Here is a 19,134-nt window from a genome sequence, read left to right on the forward strand (position 1 = left end):
AGGGCGTGGGTCGGGGCGCGGGGGGCCGCGGGCGGCGCCGCGGCCCCCTGTGCGTACGGGGCGTCAGCCCGTCGTGACGAACTCGGCGAGGGCCCGCGTCAGGTACCCGGGGTCTTGGGCGCCGACCAGCTCGCGCGCGGAGTGCATGGACAGGCCGGGGATGCCCACGTCCACGGTGGTCACGCCGAGTTGGGCGGCGGTGAGCGGGCCGATCGAGGTGCCGCAGGCCATCGCGTTGTTGGAGACGAACCGCTGCCACGGCACGTCGGCCCGCTCGCAGGCGGCGGCGAAGGCCGCGAACCCGGTGCCGTCGGTGGCGTACCGCTGGTTGACGTTGACCTTCACCACGGGGCCGCCGTTGGGCAGCGGGTGGTTGTCCGGGTCGTGGCGCTCGCTGTAGTTGGGGTGCACGGCGTGGGCCATGTCGGAGGACACGCAGAACGACCCGGCGATGGCCCGCGACCAGTCCTCGCCGCCACCTCCGCGACCGCTGACGGAGCGGTTCAGGATCCGCTCCAGCAGCGGGCTGCGGGCGCCGGTCTCGGAGCCGCTGCCGCACTCCTCGTGGTCGAAGGCCGCGAGCACGGGGATCCGCGGGCCCTCCGCCGGGACCGTGTTCCTCGCGTACGCCTCGGCGGCGGCCGTGAGCGCGGTGACGCCCGCGTGCACGGACACCAGGTTGTCCAGGCGCGAGGACACCAGGAACTCGCTTTCCTCGCCGAGGTGTCCGGGGGGCTGGATGTCGTGCAGCATCAGGTCCCAGCCGAGGATCTGGTCGGGGTCCCGGTCGGCGGCGCGGGCGATCCGGCGCAGCAGCGCGCCCGGCTCCGAGGCGCCCAGGGCCCAGATGGGCTGCGTCTGGCGCTGCCGGTCGAGGGCGAGGCCGTCGTTCACCGATCGGTCCAGGTGGATGGCCAACTGCGGCACCCGGAAGAGGGGTTCGTCGATCTTGACGAGGGCGGAGCCGCCGTCGCGCAGGCTGATCCGGCCCGAGATGCCGAGGTCACGGTCGAGCCAGGTGTTGAGCGGGACGCCTCCGTAGACCTCCACGGCGATCTGCCGCCAGCCGGCGGACGAGGTGTCGGGCGTGGGCTTGACCCGCAGGTTGGGCGAGTCCGTGTGCGCGCCGATGATCCGGAAGGGGGTGTGCGCGGGAGCCCCCTCGGGGACGTACCAGGCGATGAGGGCGCCGGCGCGGGTGATGAACCTGCCTCCGGTGCCGCCGGTCCATTCCTCGGTCTCGCTCAGCTCGGTGAAGCCGGCCTTCTCCAGGCGGCGGGCGGACTCGGCCACCGCGTGGTAGGGCGAGGAGCTGTCCTTCAGGAAGGCGAGCAGGTCCTCGGCGTGGCTGGGGTCGTTGACCAGAGTCATTCGGATTCCGCCTCTCGGGGCGTCGGTTGAGTGCTGAGCAGGGCCGCGATCCGACGGTCGGGTTGGGCGCTCAGGTCTGCGAGCAGCGTTGCGTAGGAAGAAAGGAGGTCTTCGGCCGTGCGCCCGTCCCACAGGTCGGCCGAGTACTCCAGGAACGTGCGGTAGCCGAGGGACGGGTCCCGGCGGGGCGAGAGCCCGAAGACGAGCTCGGCCCGGCTCACCGGCGGTGCGAGGTCCTCCACCTCCACGTGGAGGCCGGGAATCTCGATGTCGGTGTCGGGGTAGTTCTGGAACCCGAGGACGTACGGCACCCGGTCGGGCACCTCGGTGGCCCCGGCGTCCCGCATCGCCCGCATGATGCGCGCGGTGGGCAGGACGTTGGCCATGACGGCCATGGCCTCCGCGCCGGTCCGGCCCACCAGGTCGGCGAAGCTCTCGTCCGGGTCGACGCGGACACGGACCATGACGGCGGTCGACGTCATCGCCACGAGCGATTCGAACTCGACGCGCTCGCGGTTGGCGTACGGGACGCTCAACAGGATGTCCCGCACGCCGGAGAGCCGGGCCAGGTGGACACCGAGCGCCGCCGCCGACACCGCGAACGGGGTGACCCTGCGGGCCGTCGCCAACCTCTCGACGGCCGTGCGGACAGCGCCGGGCACCACGCCGCGGATCGTGCCGCCGTCGCCGCTCGACTTCTCGGGCCGGGGCCGGTCCGTGGGGATGTCGGAACGGGTCGGCACGCCTTCGAGGTACGCCGCGCAGTACGCGGCCCGTCGGGCCTCGGTCGCGGGGTCCCTCGTCGCCCTCTGGTGGCGGGCGTAGTCCGTCGGCTGGGAAGCCGGCGCCGCGAGGGTGTGCGCCCTGCCCTCGGCGGCGGCCGTGTACAGCTCGGCGAGCTCGGAGACGAGCATCGAGTGCGCCCATCCGTCGGCGGCGATGTGGTGCAGGACGAACATCAGCAGCCACTCGTCCTCGGCGAGCCGCAGCAGCTTCGGCGGGGCCAGCGTCGAACGGGTGATGTCGATGGGGGTGTCCGCCAGCCGGCGGCACACCCGGTCGGCCCGTGCGGTCCGCTTCGCGGGCGCCAGCCGGGTCAGGTCCTCGATCGGGAGGCGGACGGGCCGGGCGGCCAACACCTCCTGGCACCATTCCCGGCCGGTGCGGGGGTCCTCGGCGGTGCCGGGGTCCTCGGCGGTGCCGGGGTCCTGGACGGTGCCGGGGTCCTGGACGGTGCCGGGGTCCGGGGCAGGGGCTCGGCCCGTGCCGGGGTCCCGGGCCGTGTCCGGGTCCCGGGCGAAGCGCAGGCGGAGGGCCTGGTGGCGGGCCACCAGTTCGGTGAGCGCGGCGCGCAGCGCGTCGGGTTTCAGGGCGCCCCGGAAGCGGATCCTGGTGGGCATGTTCCAGACCTGCGGCTGCGGCACGGAGAGGTGACCCGCGATCATCCGCTCCTGCTGGTCGCTGACCGGCGCCCGCTCGACGACCTCGCCCTCACGCGGGGCGGGAACCTTCACGGGCCGGACCGGCGGCGGGTCCTGCGCGGTCGCCGGGTCCTGCGCGGCGTCCCGGTCCTGCCCGCCGGTCGGGTCCTGCCCGCCAGTCGGGTCCTGCCCGCCGGTCGGGTCCTGCCCGCCCGCCAGTCGGCGGGCCATCGCGCCCAGGTTGGCGTCCGCGAAGAAGTCCGCCATGGCGAAGTCGACGTCCAGCGTCTCGCGCACCCGGTTGATCAGGCGGATCGCCGATATCGAGTTGCCGCCCAGGTCGAAGAAGTCCCCGTCGTCCGGCACCTCTTCGACCTTCAGGACCGCCTTCCAGATCGTCCGCAGCTCCTGCGGAACCTGGTCGGCGGACACGACGACGGCGGGGCCGGCCGCGGTGTCCCGAACCCGTTCCGCATCGCCGCCCGCCATCACGGCGAGGATCCGGTCGAGGTCGTCCAGGTGGGCGCGCGCCGTCGCCGCGTCGAACAGGTCGGCGTCGTAGCGCAGGCGCAAGCGCAGGCCGGAGCCGCCGCGGATGGCCATCAGGGCCATCTCCAGCGGCGCCGACTCCGTGCCGCCGGGCACCTCCCGGGCGCGCAGTCCGGGCAGGCGGATGCAGGTCAGGGGCGCGGTGTCGAGATCGGCCGACACGGTGATCAGCGGGCGCGGGTGGCCCCGGTCGGGGTTGACGGCGGTCATCAGCGCGTCGAGGTCGACGTGTTGGTGGGCGTCCGCGTCGAACAACGCGTCACGCGTGGCGCGCACGGCGTCGGTGAGGGGCGTCGTGTCCGTCAGGGACACCCGCAGGGGCAGCACGGAGACGTGGAAGCCGACCGTGTCGGCGGTCTCGGGCGTACGCCGGCCGAAGGTGGAGCCGACGACGAACTCGTCCTGCCCGGACCGCTCGCGCAGGACGAGCTGCCAGCCGGTCAGGAGCGTGGCGAAGAGCGTGACGCCCCGTTGCCCGCTCCATTCCTGGAGCGCGGAGGTGCGGGCGGCGTCGAGCCGGATCTCGGCGGCCGCGCCCCTCCCGGCCACCCGGCGTTCCCGGGGGCGGTCGGTGGGCAGGGCGAGCGCGGCCGGCGGCGGCGTGAGCCGGTCCTGCCACCAGCGCAGGTCGGCCGGGTCCCGGTCGGGCTCGGGTGCGCCGACCGTGGTGCCGGCGGGCGCGGTGAAGCGGGCGGCGCGGCCCTCGACGGCGGCCGTGTACAACTCCTCCAGGTCGGCGGCGAGCAGGGCGGCGGAGTGCCCGTCGGTGACGATGTGGTGCATGCCCAGCACGAGGACGTGCTCGTCGTCGGCGAGGGCCAACAGGCGGGGGGTGAACAGCGGTCCCTCGGCCAGGTCGTACGGCCGCGTGCTCTCCCGCGTCAGGACGGCGGCTACGGCGGCGTCCGCGTCGGCGTGGTCCCGCAGGTCGCTCGACCGCAGCGCGACGTCCGCGTCGGCCCGGACGACCTGTCGGACCGTCTCGTCCCCGGTGCCGGTGCGGAACACGGTCCGCAGCGCGGCGTGCCGTTCCACGAGGCCGGCGACGGCCTCGCCGAGGGCCGCCGTGTCCAGGGCGCCGCTCAGCCGTACCGCCTGGATCTCGTTGTAGGCGGCCGGGTCCCCGATGAGCTGGGACGCGAGCCAGATCCGGCGCTGGGCGTCGGTCGCGGGCGCGGACACGTCGACAGACCCCTCGACGGGATCGGCTTCGGCTTCGGCTTCGGCTTCGACGGCCACCTCGCCGGGGTCGTGGAACCGGGCCCGCAGCGCGTCGAGCCGTTCCAGTCCGGACCTCATCAGGTCGGCCGGCATGCCGAAGTCGACGAGGGAGGCGATCTCGTCGACGCCCGCCCGTCGCAGTGCTTCGACCACCGGGGCGCAGGTCTCGGGCGTGCCGATCAGGGCGCGTTCGTCGCAGTACCGGTCGTACGCCCGGCGGAAGAGGTAGTCGAGGTCCTCGTCGCTCGCGCCGGCCACGTCCTGGGGGTTGCTCGTCAGTGCGCCCGCGGCCGAGCGCATCTGGAGCGAGGACCGCAGGTAGCGGCTCATCGGCTCCAGCGCCTGCGCCCGCGCCGTCGCGTGGTCCTCGCCGAGGTACGTGTGCAGGAGTACGGTCACGCGGCCCGCGTCGGGGTCGAGGCCGTGCTGCTCACGCGCCTTGCGGTAGTGGCGGACGTTCTCCGCCAGCTCGGCGATCGTCTGGTTCATCAGGTTGGTGACGATGCCCAGGTCGCGTTCCGCCGCCTCCTCGTACGAGTCCCGGCGCCCGGAGGTGGCCAGGAACATCGGGGGCTCGGCCTGCACCGGGCGGGGGTGGACACGGATCCCGACCTCCGCGCCGCTCCCCGTGGTCCGGCGCAGGGTTCCGCCGCGCCACAGGGTCCGTACGTCGTCCAGGTGGGCGAACCCGATCTCCTTGCGGCGCGCGAAGCGGTCCGGGTGGAGGGCGAAGTCCTGGGCGTGCCAGCCGGTGGCGCAACCGATCCCGACCCGCCCGCCGGACAGGTTGTCGACGACCGACCACTCCTCGGCGACACGGACCGGGTCGTGCAGCGGCAGGACCACGGAGCCGGCGTTCAACCGGATGCGGTCGGTCTCCCGGGCCAGCGCTGACGCGAGGACGGCCGGGTTGGGGAAGAGGCCGCCGAAGGAGTGGAAGTGCCGTTCGGGAACCCACAGCGAGCTGAAGCCGCGCTCGTCGGCGAAGCGGGCCGTCTCGATGATCCGCGCGTACGCGTCGGCGGGCCGCGGCGCGTGCCCACCGGCGTCACCGGCGGGCCCGTCGTCGGCGTCGGGGTAGTCGCCGAAGAAGTACATCCCGAAGTCGGGGGCGGGCCGGGGGCGGGCGGGCCGCGCGGTCGGCCGCGACCGGAGGGCCGGGCGGGTGGTGGGGAAGAAGCCGCCGGCGCGCAGGGCGCGCAGCGAGTCCTTCACCGCGTCGGAGACCCGTTCGACGTCGCCGTCGGTGTGGGCGGTGGACAGGTAGAAGCTGCGCCACTCCCAGACGTAGACCCCGCGCGTCAGGAGGTGCTGGTACAGCAGTTCCATGTCGGCCCGGTGGGTGAACCGGAACATGGAGCCGAAGTGGGCCAGTTCCAGGGGGAATTCCTCGTCCCGGAAGAAGCCGTTCAGGTCGTCGGTGAGGGCGTCGGTCCTGGCGTTGAGCCGCTCCTGGAGGGCGGGGCCCTCGGCGGTGAGGTGGGTGAGGACCGCCTTGGCCGCCGCCATGGACAGCGGGTGCTGCATGTACGTGCCGCCGAAGAAGGTGGTCTCGACCTCGGGCCGGCTGTCGTCGCCGTACCGCCAGAAGCCGCCGTCCACCCCGTCCAGGATGTCCGCGCGGCCGGCTATCGCCCCGATCGGGAAGCCGCTGCCCAGCGCCTTGCCGTAGGTGGCGAGGTCGGGGACGACGCCGAAGTGGTGCTGTGCGCCCCGGGGGTGGGGGCGCAGGCCGGTGAGCATCTCGTCGAAGAGCAGCACGATGCCGCGCCGCCGGGTGAGTTCGCGCAGGGTGCGCAGGAACGCGACGGGGCGCAGTGCGGGGTTGCGGCACTGGACCGGTTCGACGATGACGGCGGCGATGGTGTCGCCGAGCGCGTCGATGGTCTCCAGGGCTTCCTGGCTGCCGTATTCGAGGACGAGGAGTTCGGCGACGGCGCTGTCCGGGATGCCCCGGGCGACGGGCACGGCGCGTGCGGCGTCCGGGCCGGGGCGGCCCAGTACAGAGTCGATGTGTCCGTGGTAGGAGCCGCGGAACATGACGACGCGGTCGCGTCCGGTCGCGGCGCGGGCGAGGCGCAGGGCGGCCGAGTTGGCCTCCGTGCCGGAGTTCGCGAACGCCACCCGTTCCAGGCCGGTGAGGTCGGCGAGGAGTTGGGCGACCTCACCGGCCTCGACCGGCCGGGGGCCGAACCGCAGACCGTCGTCGAGGTGCTCGCGCACGGCCGCCGTGACGAACTCCGGCTCGTGCCCGAAGAGCAGGGCGCCGAAGCCCATCGTGATGTCGGTGTACTGGTTCCCGTCCACGTCCGTGAGCCGTGCGCCGCGCGCCGAACGGGCCACCAGCGGGTACAGGGTCTCCTTGGTGGAGCGGCGGAAGCCGACGACGGCCCGGCTGTCGGCCAGTACGGCCCGTCGGCTCTGGGCCAGCTCCTTCGACGTGCGGGTGCGCGCGACCAGGCGGCGGCCGAGCTCGGCGGCGTGGGCGCGCTGGGCGCGGTCGACGCCGTCGCCGACCATCCCGGAACCCTCGGGCAGCACGACGCGCGGGCCGTGCGAGGACGGCGGCTCCGGCGGGGGCGGCGGGGGCGGTGTCGGTGGCGTCGGCTCGGGCGATGGCGATGGCGGCGGCGTGAGGCGGTCCCTGGCGGCGGCGAGCTGCGCCGTGAGCTGCCGGGAGAGCGCGGCGGCCCGGTCGGCCGCGGTGCCGGTCATCGGGCGCGCTCGGCACCGAGCAGGGTCATGGCCTCGGACAGCTGCACCAGCATGGCGGCCTGGGTCTCGGCCAGCAGGTCGATCTGGCGGCTCAGCTCGGCGATCTCCGCGCGGTGCGCGTACTCGGTGGCCGAGGGACGCGCGGACTCCACGACGGGTGCGGGTGCCGATACGGGTACGGGTACGGGCGCGGGCGCCGGTACGGGTGCGGGTGCCGGTGCCGGTGCCGGTGCGAGCACGGTCAGCGGGGCGGGCTCCTCGGGCTCGGCGAACAGCGGGGTGCCCGAGCCGACCGAGGAACCGGACGCGCCCGAGGAACCGGACGCACCGCCGTCGACCGAGGAACCGGACGCACCCGAGGAACGCGAGGCGATCAGGCGGGCCGTCAGCTCCGGGGTGCCCGCGTCCTCCAGCACGTCGCGGATCGCGATCCGCACCCCGAACTCGGCCTCCAACTGCCTGAGCATGCCGATGAGTTGCAGCGAGTCGGCACCGAGACCGATGAACGTCTGCCCGGCACGGACCTCGGCGAGGTCGTAACCGAGGTGGCGCGCGGTGAGTTCGAGTACGCGCCTGAGTACGTCCCGTTCGGTCATGCCGTCCTCCATGGAGCCTTGGTTCGTGGGTGCGCGGTCCGCCTCGGGACCGGAATGCGGTGGGGGCCCGGTCCAGTACGACCGGCGCTGGAAGGGGTACAAGGGCAGCGGGACGCGCCGACCGGCACAGCCGTCGAGGAGCGCGGCCCAGTCGACGGAGACGCCGGCGCAGTGCAGTCGGGCCACCGCCGTCCACGGGCCGTCCGCGTCGGCGCCCGGATCGCCGCCCTCGCGCCGGACGGGCGTGGCGGGCCAGGTGGGGACGCAGGTGGCGTCGGGTACCGCCCGGCGGGCCAGGCCGGTCAGGGGTGCGCCGTGTCCGAGCTCGACGAGGACTCCGACGGGCGCGAGGGTGCCCAGTGCCGCGTGGAAGTCCGCCGTGTGCCGGGCCTGACGGACCAGGTAATCGGCATCGGGGAGCCACCCGATCGGCCGGGTCCGGCCGTCGAGCCCGCTGACGAACTCCACCTGTACGGGGTGGAGTTCGACTTTGTCGGCGACGGCTCGGAACTCGTCCAGCACCGGGTCGAGCAGCGCGGTGTGGAAGGCGCGGTCCACGGGCAGCGGTTCGCTCGTCTCCCCGCGTTCGGCGAGCCAGGAGCGGGCCGCCTCCACAGCGGCCGGCCGGCCCGCGACGACGTGCTGCGCGGGCCCGTTGGACACGGCCAGTTCGAGGCGGCCGTGCGCCGACCGTCCGAGGGCGTCGAGGAGTTCCCGTACCCGTTCCAGGGGGCTGAACACGGCCAGCATGGCGCCGGGCTCGGTGCCCTGCATGAGCCGGCCGCGCCGGCACAGCAACCGCATGCCGTCCTCGACCGTGAAGGCGCCCGCGACGCACAGGGCCGCGTACTCCCCCACGCTGTGCCCGGCGACGGCGGACGGGGTCACGCCCAGGTACCGCCAGAGCCGCGCCTGGGCGACCTGGAGGGCGAAGATCGCCGGTTGGGCGAAGTCGGTGTCCCACCGGCCGGGTCCCTCACCGGTGACGACCCGGGCGAGGAAGTGGTCCTCCCCGGTCTCCTCCCGGTGGATCCGGGCGCACTCCCTCAGCACCTCGGCCGCCTGGGGGAAGCGCGCGGCGAGCGCGCCGGCCATCCCGGGCCGGCCGCTGCCCTGGCCGCTGAAGACGAACGCGGGCGCGGTCGGGGCCTGCGCCTCGACCGTCCCGGTGTGGTGGGCGGTGACCCCGTCGGCGCGGACCGGGGCCGCCGCCCGCGCCGCCGGCGGCTGCGCGCCGTCGTACCGCGCCGGGTCCCCGAGGTACGCGTCCAGGGCCTCGGCCAGGCGCCCGGCGGGCGCGGTGACGACGAGCCGGTGGCGCAGGTGGCGCCGGCCGAGGGCCAGGGTGGTGAGCACGTCGGCGGGGGCGAGGTCCGGGCGCCGGCGCAGGGTGTCGCGCAGCGCCCGGGCGCTGTCCTCCAGGGCTCGGGGGCTCTGCGCCGACAGGGGCAGCAGGGCGGGGAGCGGGCCGCCCGGGGGGCGTGCGGGGGCGTGCGGGGCCTCTTCGAGGATCACGTGCGCGTTGGTGCCTCCCATGCCGATGGAGTGCACGCCCGCCCGCCGCGGCCCGTCCGCGGCCCAAGGTGCGGCCTGCCGGGGCAGCGTGAACGGGCTGTCGTCGACGCCCAGCAGGGGGTTGGGACGGGTGAGGTTCACCAGCGGGGGGATCGTGGCGTGCCGCAGGACGAGGAGGGCCTTGATCAGTCCGGCGAGCCCGGCGGCGCTGTCCAGGTGGCCGATGGCGGGCTTGGTGGAGCCGAGGGCGCAGAATCCGGTGCGGTCTGTGTGCCGCCGGTAGGCCTCGGTGAGCGCGGCGAACTCGATCGGGTCGCCCTTGTAGGTGCCGGTGCCGTGCGCCTCCAGATAGCCGATCGTGTCGGCCCCGACCCCGGCGTTCGCCAGTGCGCCGAGCACCGCGTCCCGCTGGCCCGCGACGCCGGGGGCCGCGAAGCCGGCCTTGTCCGCGCCGTCGTTGGTCACGGCGGAGCCCAGGATCACCCCGTGCACGGTGTCCCCGTCGGCGAGCGCCTTCGCCAGGGGCTTGAGGAGGACGGCGGCCACCCCGTTGCCGCCGACCGTGCCGTCGGCCGCCGCGTCGAAGGCCCGTACGGCGCCGGTGCGGGAGAGCGTCGATCCCCGTACGTGCCGGTGCCCGGTGATCTGTGGCAGGTGCAGCGCGGCGGAGCCCACCACCATCAGGTCGGCGTCGCCGGCGAGCAGCGCCTGGCAGGCCAGGTGGACGGAGACCAGGCCGCTGGAGCAGGCGGTGGCGACGTTGACGGCGGGTCCGGTGAGTCCGAGCCGGAAGGCGGCGCGGTTGGCGGTGAAATCGGGGTAGTTGCCGACCTGGATCTGCTTGACCTCGGCCCAGTCACCCGAAACACCCGGGTCGCCCGAAGCACCCGAGTCGCCTGAAGCACCCGGGTCGCCCGAGTCGCCTGAAGCGCCCTGCCGGCCGATCTGATTCGCGAGGTAGCTGTGCAGGGAGTACAGGCGGTAGCCGATGCTCGCGTACACGCCGACCCGCTCGGAGGTGCCGGCATGACCGCCGTCCTCCAGCGCGTGGTGGCAGCACTCCAGGAACAGCCGCTGCTGGGGGTCGGTCAGGGTGGCCTCGCGGCCGCTCATCCCGAAGAAGGCGGCGTCGAAGCCGTCGATGTCGGGCAGCAGCGCGCTCGCGCCCGTGAAGTCCGGGGCCCGGTAGAGGTCTTCGGGTAACCCGGCGGCCGCGAATTCGTCGTCGGTGAAGGGGCGTACGTGCGATGCGCCGGAGCGGATGTCGTCCCAGTACCGCGCGGGTGTGTCAGCCCCCGGAAACCTCAGCGCCATCCCGATGACTGCCACGCGCCGGTCCTGCATCGCCGCTCCCTCCCTCGTCGCTGTCCGCCGTCGCCTTCCGCGACGCGTTGCGCTGCCAGAGCACCTGTGCCACGAAGACCAGGGCCACGAGGATGGCGGCGCCGTGCGCGACGGCGACGACCGACAGCGGGGTGAAGGCGTCCAGCGCGGTCGCGACCACGATCATCCCGATGCCGAAGCCGAGGTTCTCGACGGTCGCGGAGAGCCCGAAGGCGTGGGTGCGCAGGTCGCTGGGGAGGGTCTGCAGGTGCGAGGTGTACGAGACTTCGGTGACCCCGTCGGCCGCCCCGGCGAGCAGGGCGATCACGATCGTCGCCGCCCACGGGAACCCGGCGAACGCCAGGATGAAGGTGCCCGACATGACGATGGTGCCGAGTCCGAAGCCAAGCGATCCGACGGCGCGTTCGGTGCGCTTCGCGTACCGGCGCAGCACCTGTTGGGCGAGGACGTTGCCGATGGCCCACACGCACCAGAAGACGCTGACGAAGACGGCCGGGGAGTCGGCGTCGAGTCGGGTGGAGTACACGGGCAGGGCGGCGTTGTGCGAGGACGACCCCAGTGCGTCGACCCCGCGCAACGCCACCATCAGCAGCAGGGCGGGGGCCGCTCCCAGCGCGGCGAGCGCGGCGGAGGACCGGATCTTCCCCTTCGTCCCCTCGGCGCCCTCCGGGTCGCCCTTGCCCTTCGCGCCGTCGGCCGTGGCGTCGGCCGCGTCCCGGGTCATCGGCAGCAGGGCGACGGTGAGGGCGCAGACCAGGAAGGTGCCCATGTCCGCGAGGAAGGCGGCGGTGTAGCCCATCAGCGAGACCACGACGCCCGAGGAGGCGAAGCCGGCCACCATGGCCATGGAACGCCAACTGACCATCAGCGAGTTGGCCCACGTGGTGCGGCCCTCGCCGACCATGTGCGGGATCGAGCTGCGGAACGCGACCATGAACAGGGTGCCCGCGGCGCCGACCACGGCGGAGACGGTGAACAGCGAGGCCGTGTGGTACTCGTCCGGCACCAGCACGAGGAGCAGCATCGCCGCCGCCTGGAGCAGGTTCGCCCAGAGCATGGCGCCCTTGGCGGACCAGCGGGCCAGGAGCGGTCCGGCGACCAGACCGGTCAGGAACCCGGCGGCGAACCGCACGGTCATGAACGCGCCCACGGCCAAAGCCCGGTTGGTCACCGCGTACACGTACAGGTTCAGCGCGACCAGGTTGAGGAAGGTGCCGTACGAGGAGATCGCGTAACCGGCCACCAGGATCCGGTACCGACGCTCCTTGAGAGCCGTGCCGGAGGTCACGGATGGGCCTGTGGCGCGAAGGCGTCGTCCCGAACCGAACCAGACATGGATGACTTCCCCCTCGAACGCCCGCGCAGAGTGCCTGGCGAACATAAACCGGCGGCCCTGCGCTCATAGGGATATCGGGTTGCACGAATGTAATGTGCACAGTTGTGAAGCAAGATCATTTCGGCACAGTCGGATGCGATTGCGACGAATCGCCCCCAAACCCCCAGCCCTGCACGGCCGCTCTGACCGCCTACCGCACGGCGCTGCGCGAGGGCCGCGCCCCGCGCGAGGGGCTGCCGTCCTGTCTGTGGAGGCTCCATCTCGTCATGGAGGACCGCGAGGACCCCGGGTACGCCGTACCCGTCACACCCGCCGCCGCGACCTTCGCCACGCTGGGCCCACTGGAGGACCTCCTCGCGGAGCAGCGCCGCTCCGTGCGCGCCGCGAAGGCCCGGCTGTCCGTCTTCGAGGCGGTGTACGCGCAGGAGCAGGACGCGGCGCGCCCCGCCCCGGTCCGACTCGTCGGCCAGGACGTCATCAGCGCCACGCTGGAGGCGGCCGTCGGCTGCTGCCGGGAGGAACTGCGCACCGTGCAGCCCGGCGGCGGACGCCCCGAAGGGGCCCTCGCCGAGGCCCTGGAGCGGGACCTGCGCGCGCTGGAACGAGGCGTGCGCCAACGAACCCTCTACCAACACACCGTCCAGACACACCGACCCACCATGTGGTACATCGAGCAGGTCACGGCGGCCGGCGCCGAGGTCCGCAGCCAGGCCGAGATCATCGAACGCGTCATCATCTGCGATCAGGACGTGGCGTTCATCCAACTGTCCGACGAACCCGCCGAGGGCGCACTGCACATCGACGACCCGTCGCTGGTGCGTTTCCTGACCCGGTACTTCGACCAGACCTGGGAGCGTTCCACCCCGATCCTCCCCACCGGTTCCGCCTCCCGCGGCCCGATCGTCACCTCCGACCTGCAACGGACCATCCTGCGCGCGGTGATCGGCGGCGAGACCGACAGCTCCATCGCCCGCCGACTGGGCATGAGCCGCCGCAGCGTCGCCGAACACATACGCAAAGTCTCCCTGGAACTGGGCAGCGGAAGCCGGGCCCAACTCGGCTACCTGCTGGCCGCGTCGGGCCTGCTGGACGACGAGAGCTGACGCCCGGGGGTGGGGCGGGCGCGGGGATTCGGGCGGCGCGGACGGCTCGGCGGCGCGGAGCACGGGCCCTGGTCCCGGTCCTCTGAGAGCCGGCCTGCAATGGCCTCACCCAACTCATCACCCTGGCATCACTCGCGGTGATCCATTCGGGGCACGGAAGGGGGACGACCGCGCCTAGTGGTCGCAGCCGGCGTCGAAGACCAGCCGTACTTCCAGCCCCCATACAACTGTCGGTCAGTGCGGAACTCGAGTCGCCCGGGAGTGTGCGGCTAAAACCTGAAGGCGCTTTTGGAGTTCCACTTGAACCAGCTCGTCGGGGGTTTACTCCGCGAGGGGTGAGGCCTCAGGTCGGCCATTCCCTGGCCTTTATCGGGCAACCCCAACACAATCCGCGCGCTCGCGGCGGCGGTACGGTTTCACTCGACTTCGACGAAGCGGAATGCGTCCGCGCAGGCCCACCCTCGCGGGGATCCCGGACGGCGGTGTCGATCTCCTCTCCGAGGAGATCGAATCCTTTCAGCCACACCTCTACCGTAGGGCTATCGTCGTCCCGTCGGCTGCCTCGGGCACAGCTTCGGCGCCCTCCACGGAAGGCGCCTATGCGGTATGAGTTCGGCTCGGCAAGGTCGGTAACCACCCCCAGTTCGCCGGGTCGACGCCTGCGGCGAGGCGCCAACAGACCTACCCTCGGCCAGGCGCCCTGGGGCGCGCCTTGGACTGCCTCCTCACCTCGGAACGGGTGGATTCCGATGTCAAGCGCGGTCTGACCGCAGGTCGCCAGAAGCGGAACCGGGCTGTACGAGTAACGAACCTGCCCCTTGTTCCCTCGCCTCCGACGCCGACCTCGATTACGCCGCGGCTACTTCCGGGGCACTGGCTGCACATTCAACGAGGATCCTTTGAGTTCTGCACACCAAGTGATCACCATCACGGAAAGGTGCATGCATCAACACATCGACCAAATGGGGTGGCCGACCTGTCGAATTCATTTGACAGGCGAGTCCTTGTGAGGGAACTGTGAGCCCGATCTTTGTCCGTTCAATGTTCACAGCGAGGAACTCCACCTTGAGGCGATCAACTTCCCGTTCGTGGATATCGAGGCCGGGGGCCTCGCCACACGAACATGCTTTTCGGACACGGTTACGACCGATTTCCGGCGTCGCGGTGCTGTCTCTGAGCCTTGGCCTTCTGGCCGCACCGACCGCTGCCGCAGCAGCAACCGGCGGCGGTGATCGCACCTTCGGCCCCGCCGACACGAGCTGGCCCGCCTTACCGCCCAAGACCCCGACCGCGGACGAGGCGGCGCTCGACAAGGCGCGGGCCCAGGCCAAAAGCACGGGCAAGCCCGTCGTCGTCGGCTTTCTGACCACGGCGACCTCGCAGACCGTCGCCAACCCCGACGGCACCCTCGGTACTGACGCCTCTCCCATTCCACAGCGCGTGCGCAAGGCCGATGGCACCTGGCAGGGCATCGACACCACGCTGCGGGTCAGCGCTGACGGCACGATCACGCCGGCTGCCGTGCCGTCGAAGCTGGCGTTCTCCGGCGGCGGTCGGGGCCCGATGGCCACCATGGCCACGGGCGACGGCAAGAAACTCGCCATCAAGGCTCCGTTCTCGCTGCCCGAGCCCGTGCTCAACGGCGACAGCGCTCTCTACGCGAACGTTCTGCCCGATGTCGACCTGGAGCTGACCGCCACCACGCTCGGTGGCTGGCGTCAGGTCCTGGTGGTGCGCACCGCGCAGGCCGCAGCGAATCCCGCGGTCAGGAAGCTGCATCTGGACGTGGTCGCCGACGGGTTGACGGTGAGCGCGGACGTGGCAGGCAACCTCAGGGCGGCCGACGCGGACGGGAAGTCCCGCTTCACCGCTCCCACTCCGGTGATGTGGGACTCCGCCGTGCCCGCCGGCCGGCAGGAGGCCCCGGCCGGTCCCTCGGCCCGGTCCATGCCCGCCGACGGCCAGAGAAGTGGTTCCACCCCGGATGGTTCGACCTCGGACGGGCCCGGCGCGGGCGCCACCGTTGCCAAGGTCGCCGCCACCGCCACCAGCGGAGGCATAGACCTGGTCCCTGACGCCCAGGCCCTCGGCCAGGGCACCGGTCCGTGGTTCATCGACCCGGGCTGGAATCCGACCACGGACAGCAATGGGGTACAGGCCTGGGCTCAGGTCCAGGAGGCGTTCCCGGCCACCAACGAGTACAACGGCACGCAGTTCGGACAGGACATTCCGGCCTCGGGCTACTGCGGCTACATCAACTCCGCGTCCAACTGCGAGCCGACGGGGCGCACCCGAGCCTACTTCCAGGTGGGCATCGAGCGGTTCCTGCACGACCGGTCTGCGGTGGTGCTCGAAGCGCGGCTGAAGGCGACCGTCGTCAGCTCCTCCAGCCCGTCCACCAAGACCCCGATGGGCCTGTACGACACGGGCACCATCAGCGACCCGACCAGCTGGAACCGCCAGCCGTGCGGGACCGGTTCCGTCATGGCCGGCTGCCGGAACATCGGCACGGTGTGGATATCAGGTACCGGCGAGATCGACTACGGCGTCCGCGACACCATCAAGACGGCCGTCGCGAAAGGCTGGCCCAACTTCACCTTCGGCTTCGCCCCCGACGACGAGTACAACAAGTACTACCGCCAGCACTTCAGCGCCAAAGGAGGCGAAGCCCCGCACCTCGTCGTCACGTACGACATCAAGCCCACGGTGAGCACCCCCCGCACGACTCCGACGCCAGGGTTCGCTAGCACCAACAGCTTCGCTCCCTGCAGCCCGTGGAACACCGCGGGCTGGCTCGGAGCCAACACCGGCGCCGCACTCACCGTGAATGCCAATTCGCCCACTGGCCAGACCCTCAACACCAGTTTCAAGCTCTGGGACAACGACAACGGCAACAGCACCTCGAACTTCGCCACTGGCTGGGTGTCCGGCGGAGACGTCACGGTGGGTTCCGGTGCTCTGACCGACGGCCACCGCTACGGCTGGCAGGCCCAGACCACGGACGACACCCTTGCCAGTGACGTCAGCACCCCCTGCTTCTTCCAGGTCGACCGCACACCGCCCACCGCCACCGTCGTGTCTGCCGACTTCCCCGCTTCGGGCACGCTCAACGCCAAGCCGCTGAAGTACGCCGGTGAGGCGGGAACATTCACCCTCACCGGGACGGATCCCGGTCCCGTCGGTGGCGGCCGATCCTCGGGGTTGGCCTGTGCCCGCTGGACCACCGACCCGGTCAGAGCCGCCGCGACGGACTGGAAGTGCACCGACACCACGGCGGGCATCGTCAAACTGACGGACGGTACCGCTGACATCCGGGTCACGCCCGCGCGGTGGGGCACGAACTTCGTCTACCTGCAGACGCAGGACGACGCGGGCAACGTGTCGCAGCCCGCCGTGTACGGCTACTACGCGCCGTCCAACCCGAACAACCCCGCCAAGCCCGTCTTCGGTGACGTCAGCGGTGACCGAGTCCCGGACATCCTGCTGTCGGACTCCGCAGGTGATCTACGTCGGATCGGCGGCGGGACCGACCCCAACACCGCGTCCAACGCGCCCTTCAAGACGCCTGACGACACGGACCCCCGGGCCGCGTTCAAGGCGTCGCCGTCCGGGAACGGTTGGGCGAACACTCAAGTCACCCACCGAGGCAGCCTCGGCTCCAAGAACGTCGACGACCTCATCGCCCACCAACCCGGCGACTCCGAGCTCTATGTCTATCCCAACGACGTCACCAGCGGACGTTTCGACGGCCAGGCTCCCATCAAGGCCGGCAAACCCACCAGCTGCGTCGCGTCGGACGGTTCCACCAGCGTGACCTGCACCCAGTACGGTTACGGATCCGACTGGTCGAAAACGACGCAGATCGCAGCCTTCGGCGCCTTGGACGGCGACTCCGCCGTCCGGGAGGGCACCGGCGAGTACACCCTGCACCGCTCCAGCCTGCTGTTCGTGGAGAACGGGCGGCTGTGGTTGGGCCTGGCAGGCTCCGGTAACCAGCTCGACTCCCGGGCCATCCTGCTCTCCGCCAATGACCAGCGGTGGGACGGTTACGAGCTGATCGCCCCGGGCCGAGCCAAGGCCACCGACCTACCGACGCTGTGGGTCCGCTCGAAGGCCGACGGCAGCATCCGTGCCCTTCCCGTCAAGGGGACACCTCAGGCCCCTGACCTGACGGGGTTCACGAACCCCGGCCAGGGGGCCGTCCTGGCAACCATCGATCCCGCGCGTTTCCCGCGCGTCGGCTCCGACGGTGACCTCACCGGCGACGGCATCCCCGATCTGTGGGCCGTGGACGCCAACCAGCAGCTCGCCTCCTGGAACGGCATCGGCACCGCGCCCACCGCACAGATGCCCCATCCCGACGTCACAGGCCTCGCCACCGTCGCAACGCCCCAGGGCAATCTGAACAGGCCCACGGCGGCATGGGAGCTGACCAGCCAGACCGCTGACAACAAGGTGGCCGACAGTACGGGGTCCTACCCGGCGACCGCGGCCAACCTCACCTGGCCGACGGGCATCATCGACGGCCGCCGCATCGGCTACGCCGCGTTCAACGGCCCGCAGTCGACCCTCACCACCGCTGCGTCCGTGATCGACACCCGCAACAGCTTCACCATCAGCACCTGGGCGAAGGCCTCGGGTGCGGGCGGCGTGATCGTCAGCCAGGACAACACCAGCACCCAACGCAGTGACTTCCTGCTCTACCCCGACCCCGATGGCAGCACCTGGCGTTTCGCCCTCACCAACCCCACCAAGCCCACGTCCGGTTGGCAGTACGACAACACGGACGTCATCAACGCCCAAGCTCGCATCAACCCCGACGTCTGGACACGACTCACCGCCGTGTACAACGCGACCACCGGGCGGATGAGTCTGTACGCGAACGGCGTGCTGGTGGGCTCCGGACAGCACAGCAAGACCAATAGCCCCGCACCGAGCGGACCCCTCGTCTTCGGCCGCTTCCAGGCCAAGGGTGCGCCGAGCCCCATGGGCCGAGGCCTTTACGGAGGCGCCGGCAACCTGGCCGTCTACCCGTACGCGGCCTCCGTCACCGCCCCCGACGCGGCCGGGCCCGTCACCGTCACCAGTGCTGCCACCACGTGCATCGACACCGACAACGGTCAGACCGCCGACAGCACCAAGATCCAGATCTACACCTGCAACCAGACCGCCGGACAGCAGGTCGCCCTGCGTGACGACGGCACCCTCCGCATTCTGGGCAAGTGTGTCGAGGCCGCCAACAGCGGCACGGCCAACAGGACCCTCATTCAGCTCATGACCTGCAAGGGCACCCCGAACCAGCAGTGGCAGGTCCGCGCCGACGGCGGTTACCTCAACGTCAACGCCCAGCGGTGCCTGGACCGCGACAACAACACCCTTGTCAACGAGACTCAACTCCAGCTGTGGGACTGCGCGGACATCGACGCCCAACGTTGGACCACCACCAGCCTCGGCACCGCCGCCCTGCCCGCCCCCGCCTCGCTGCCCGACAACGGCAAGGTGCCCACGCTGCCCGCCGAAGGCCTACTGCACAACGCGGGGAGCCGCTCCTGCTTGGAGATCGACAACTCCAGCAAGGACGACGGCGCGATGGCCCAGCAGTGGGCCTGCCTCGGTCAGGCCGGAGCCAAATGGCAATTCCGACCCACGACCGCCAAGGGCGTCTACGAGATCGTCAGCGCCAACAGCGGCAAGTGCCTGGAGATCAACAACTCCAGCCCCGACAACGGCGCCCGCGCCCAGCAGTGGACCTGCGGGGGCATCGCGACCCAGCGGTGGGCCATCGAGTCCATCGGCACCTCGGGCAACCTGAACATCACCAACGTCAACAGCGGCAAGTCCCTGGAGATCGAGAACTCCAGCAAGACCGACGGTGCTCCCGCGCAGCAGTGGACGCACGCCGCCAACCCCAACCACCCGTCCCAGAGCTGGTACCTCTAGCCGCCGTTGACCAGCCGCGGCCC

6 protein-coding genes are annotated in these 19,134 nt (G+C 71.8%); 2 read left to right on the top strand and 4 right to left on the bottom strand.

What is annotated here, in order from left to right; all coding sequences use genetic code 11:
- Window positions 1–63 precede the first annotated feature (63 nt).
- The 4 genes from ADK55_RS17185 to ADK55_RS17200 are packed head-to-tail and all read right to left on the bottom strand — an operon-like array spanning window position 64 to window position 11,975.
- Entirely contained in the window at window positions 64–1,371 is a 1,308-nt protein-coding gene (locus tag ADK55_RS17185) for a M18 family aminopeptidase (protein ID WP_053679659.1), read from the bottom strand.
- On the bottom strand, window positions 1,368–7,277 hold the full coding sequence (locus ADK55_RS17190) for a MupA/Atu3671 family FMN-dependent luciferase-like monooxygenase (RefSeq protein ID WP_053679661.1): 5,910 nt from the start codon (window positions 7,275–7,277) through the stop codon (window positions 1,368–1,370). The genes ADK55_RS17185 and ADK55_RS17190 overlap by 4 nt, the downstream gene beginning before the upstream one ends.
- Entirely contained in the window at window positions 7,274–10,717 is a 3,444-nt protein-coding gene (locus tag ADK55_RS17195) for a type I polyketide synthase (RefSeq protein WP_420713638.1), read from the bottom strand. Before ADK55_RS17195 ends, ADK55_RS17190 begins: the two co-directional genes overlap by 4 nt.
- Complete coding sequence (locus tag ADK55_RS17200; RefSeq protein WP_053679770.1) at window positions 10,677–11,975, bottom strand: MFS transporter; 1,299 nt, start codon at window positions 11,973–11,975, stop codon at window positions 10,677–10,679. The genes ADK55_RS17195 and ADK55_RS17200 overlap by 41 nt, the downstream gene beginning before the upstream one ends.
- A 359-nt stretch (window positions 11,976–12,334) precedes the next feature.
- Here ADK55_RS17200 and ADK55_RS17205 point away from each other — a divergent pair, with 359 nt between their 5' ends.
- Together ADK55_RS17205 and ADK55_RS17210 are read left to right on the top strand one after the other, a co-directional pair.
- Window positions 12,335–13,171 (top strand): LuxR family transcriptional regulator, encoded by an 837-nt coding sequence (locus ADK55_RS17205; protein WP_234350092.1) that lies wholly within the window; start codon window positions 12,335–12,337, stop codon window positions 13,169–13,171.
- Window positions 13,172–14,335: 1,164 nt separating this feature from the next.
- A complete protein-coding gene (locus tag ADK55_RS17210; protein ID WP_053679667.1) occupies window positions 14,336–19,111 on the top strand; it encodes an RICIN domain-containing protein in 4,776 nt (1,591 codons plus the stop codon).
- Window positions 19,112–19,134: the final 23 nt, after the last annotated feature.

This window comes from Streptomyces sp. WM4235 (assembly GCF_001279725.1).
GTDB lineage: Bacteria > Actinomycetota > Actinomycetes > Streptomycetales > Streptomycetaceae > Streptomyces.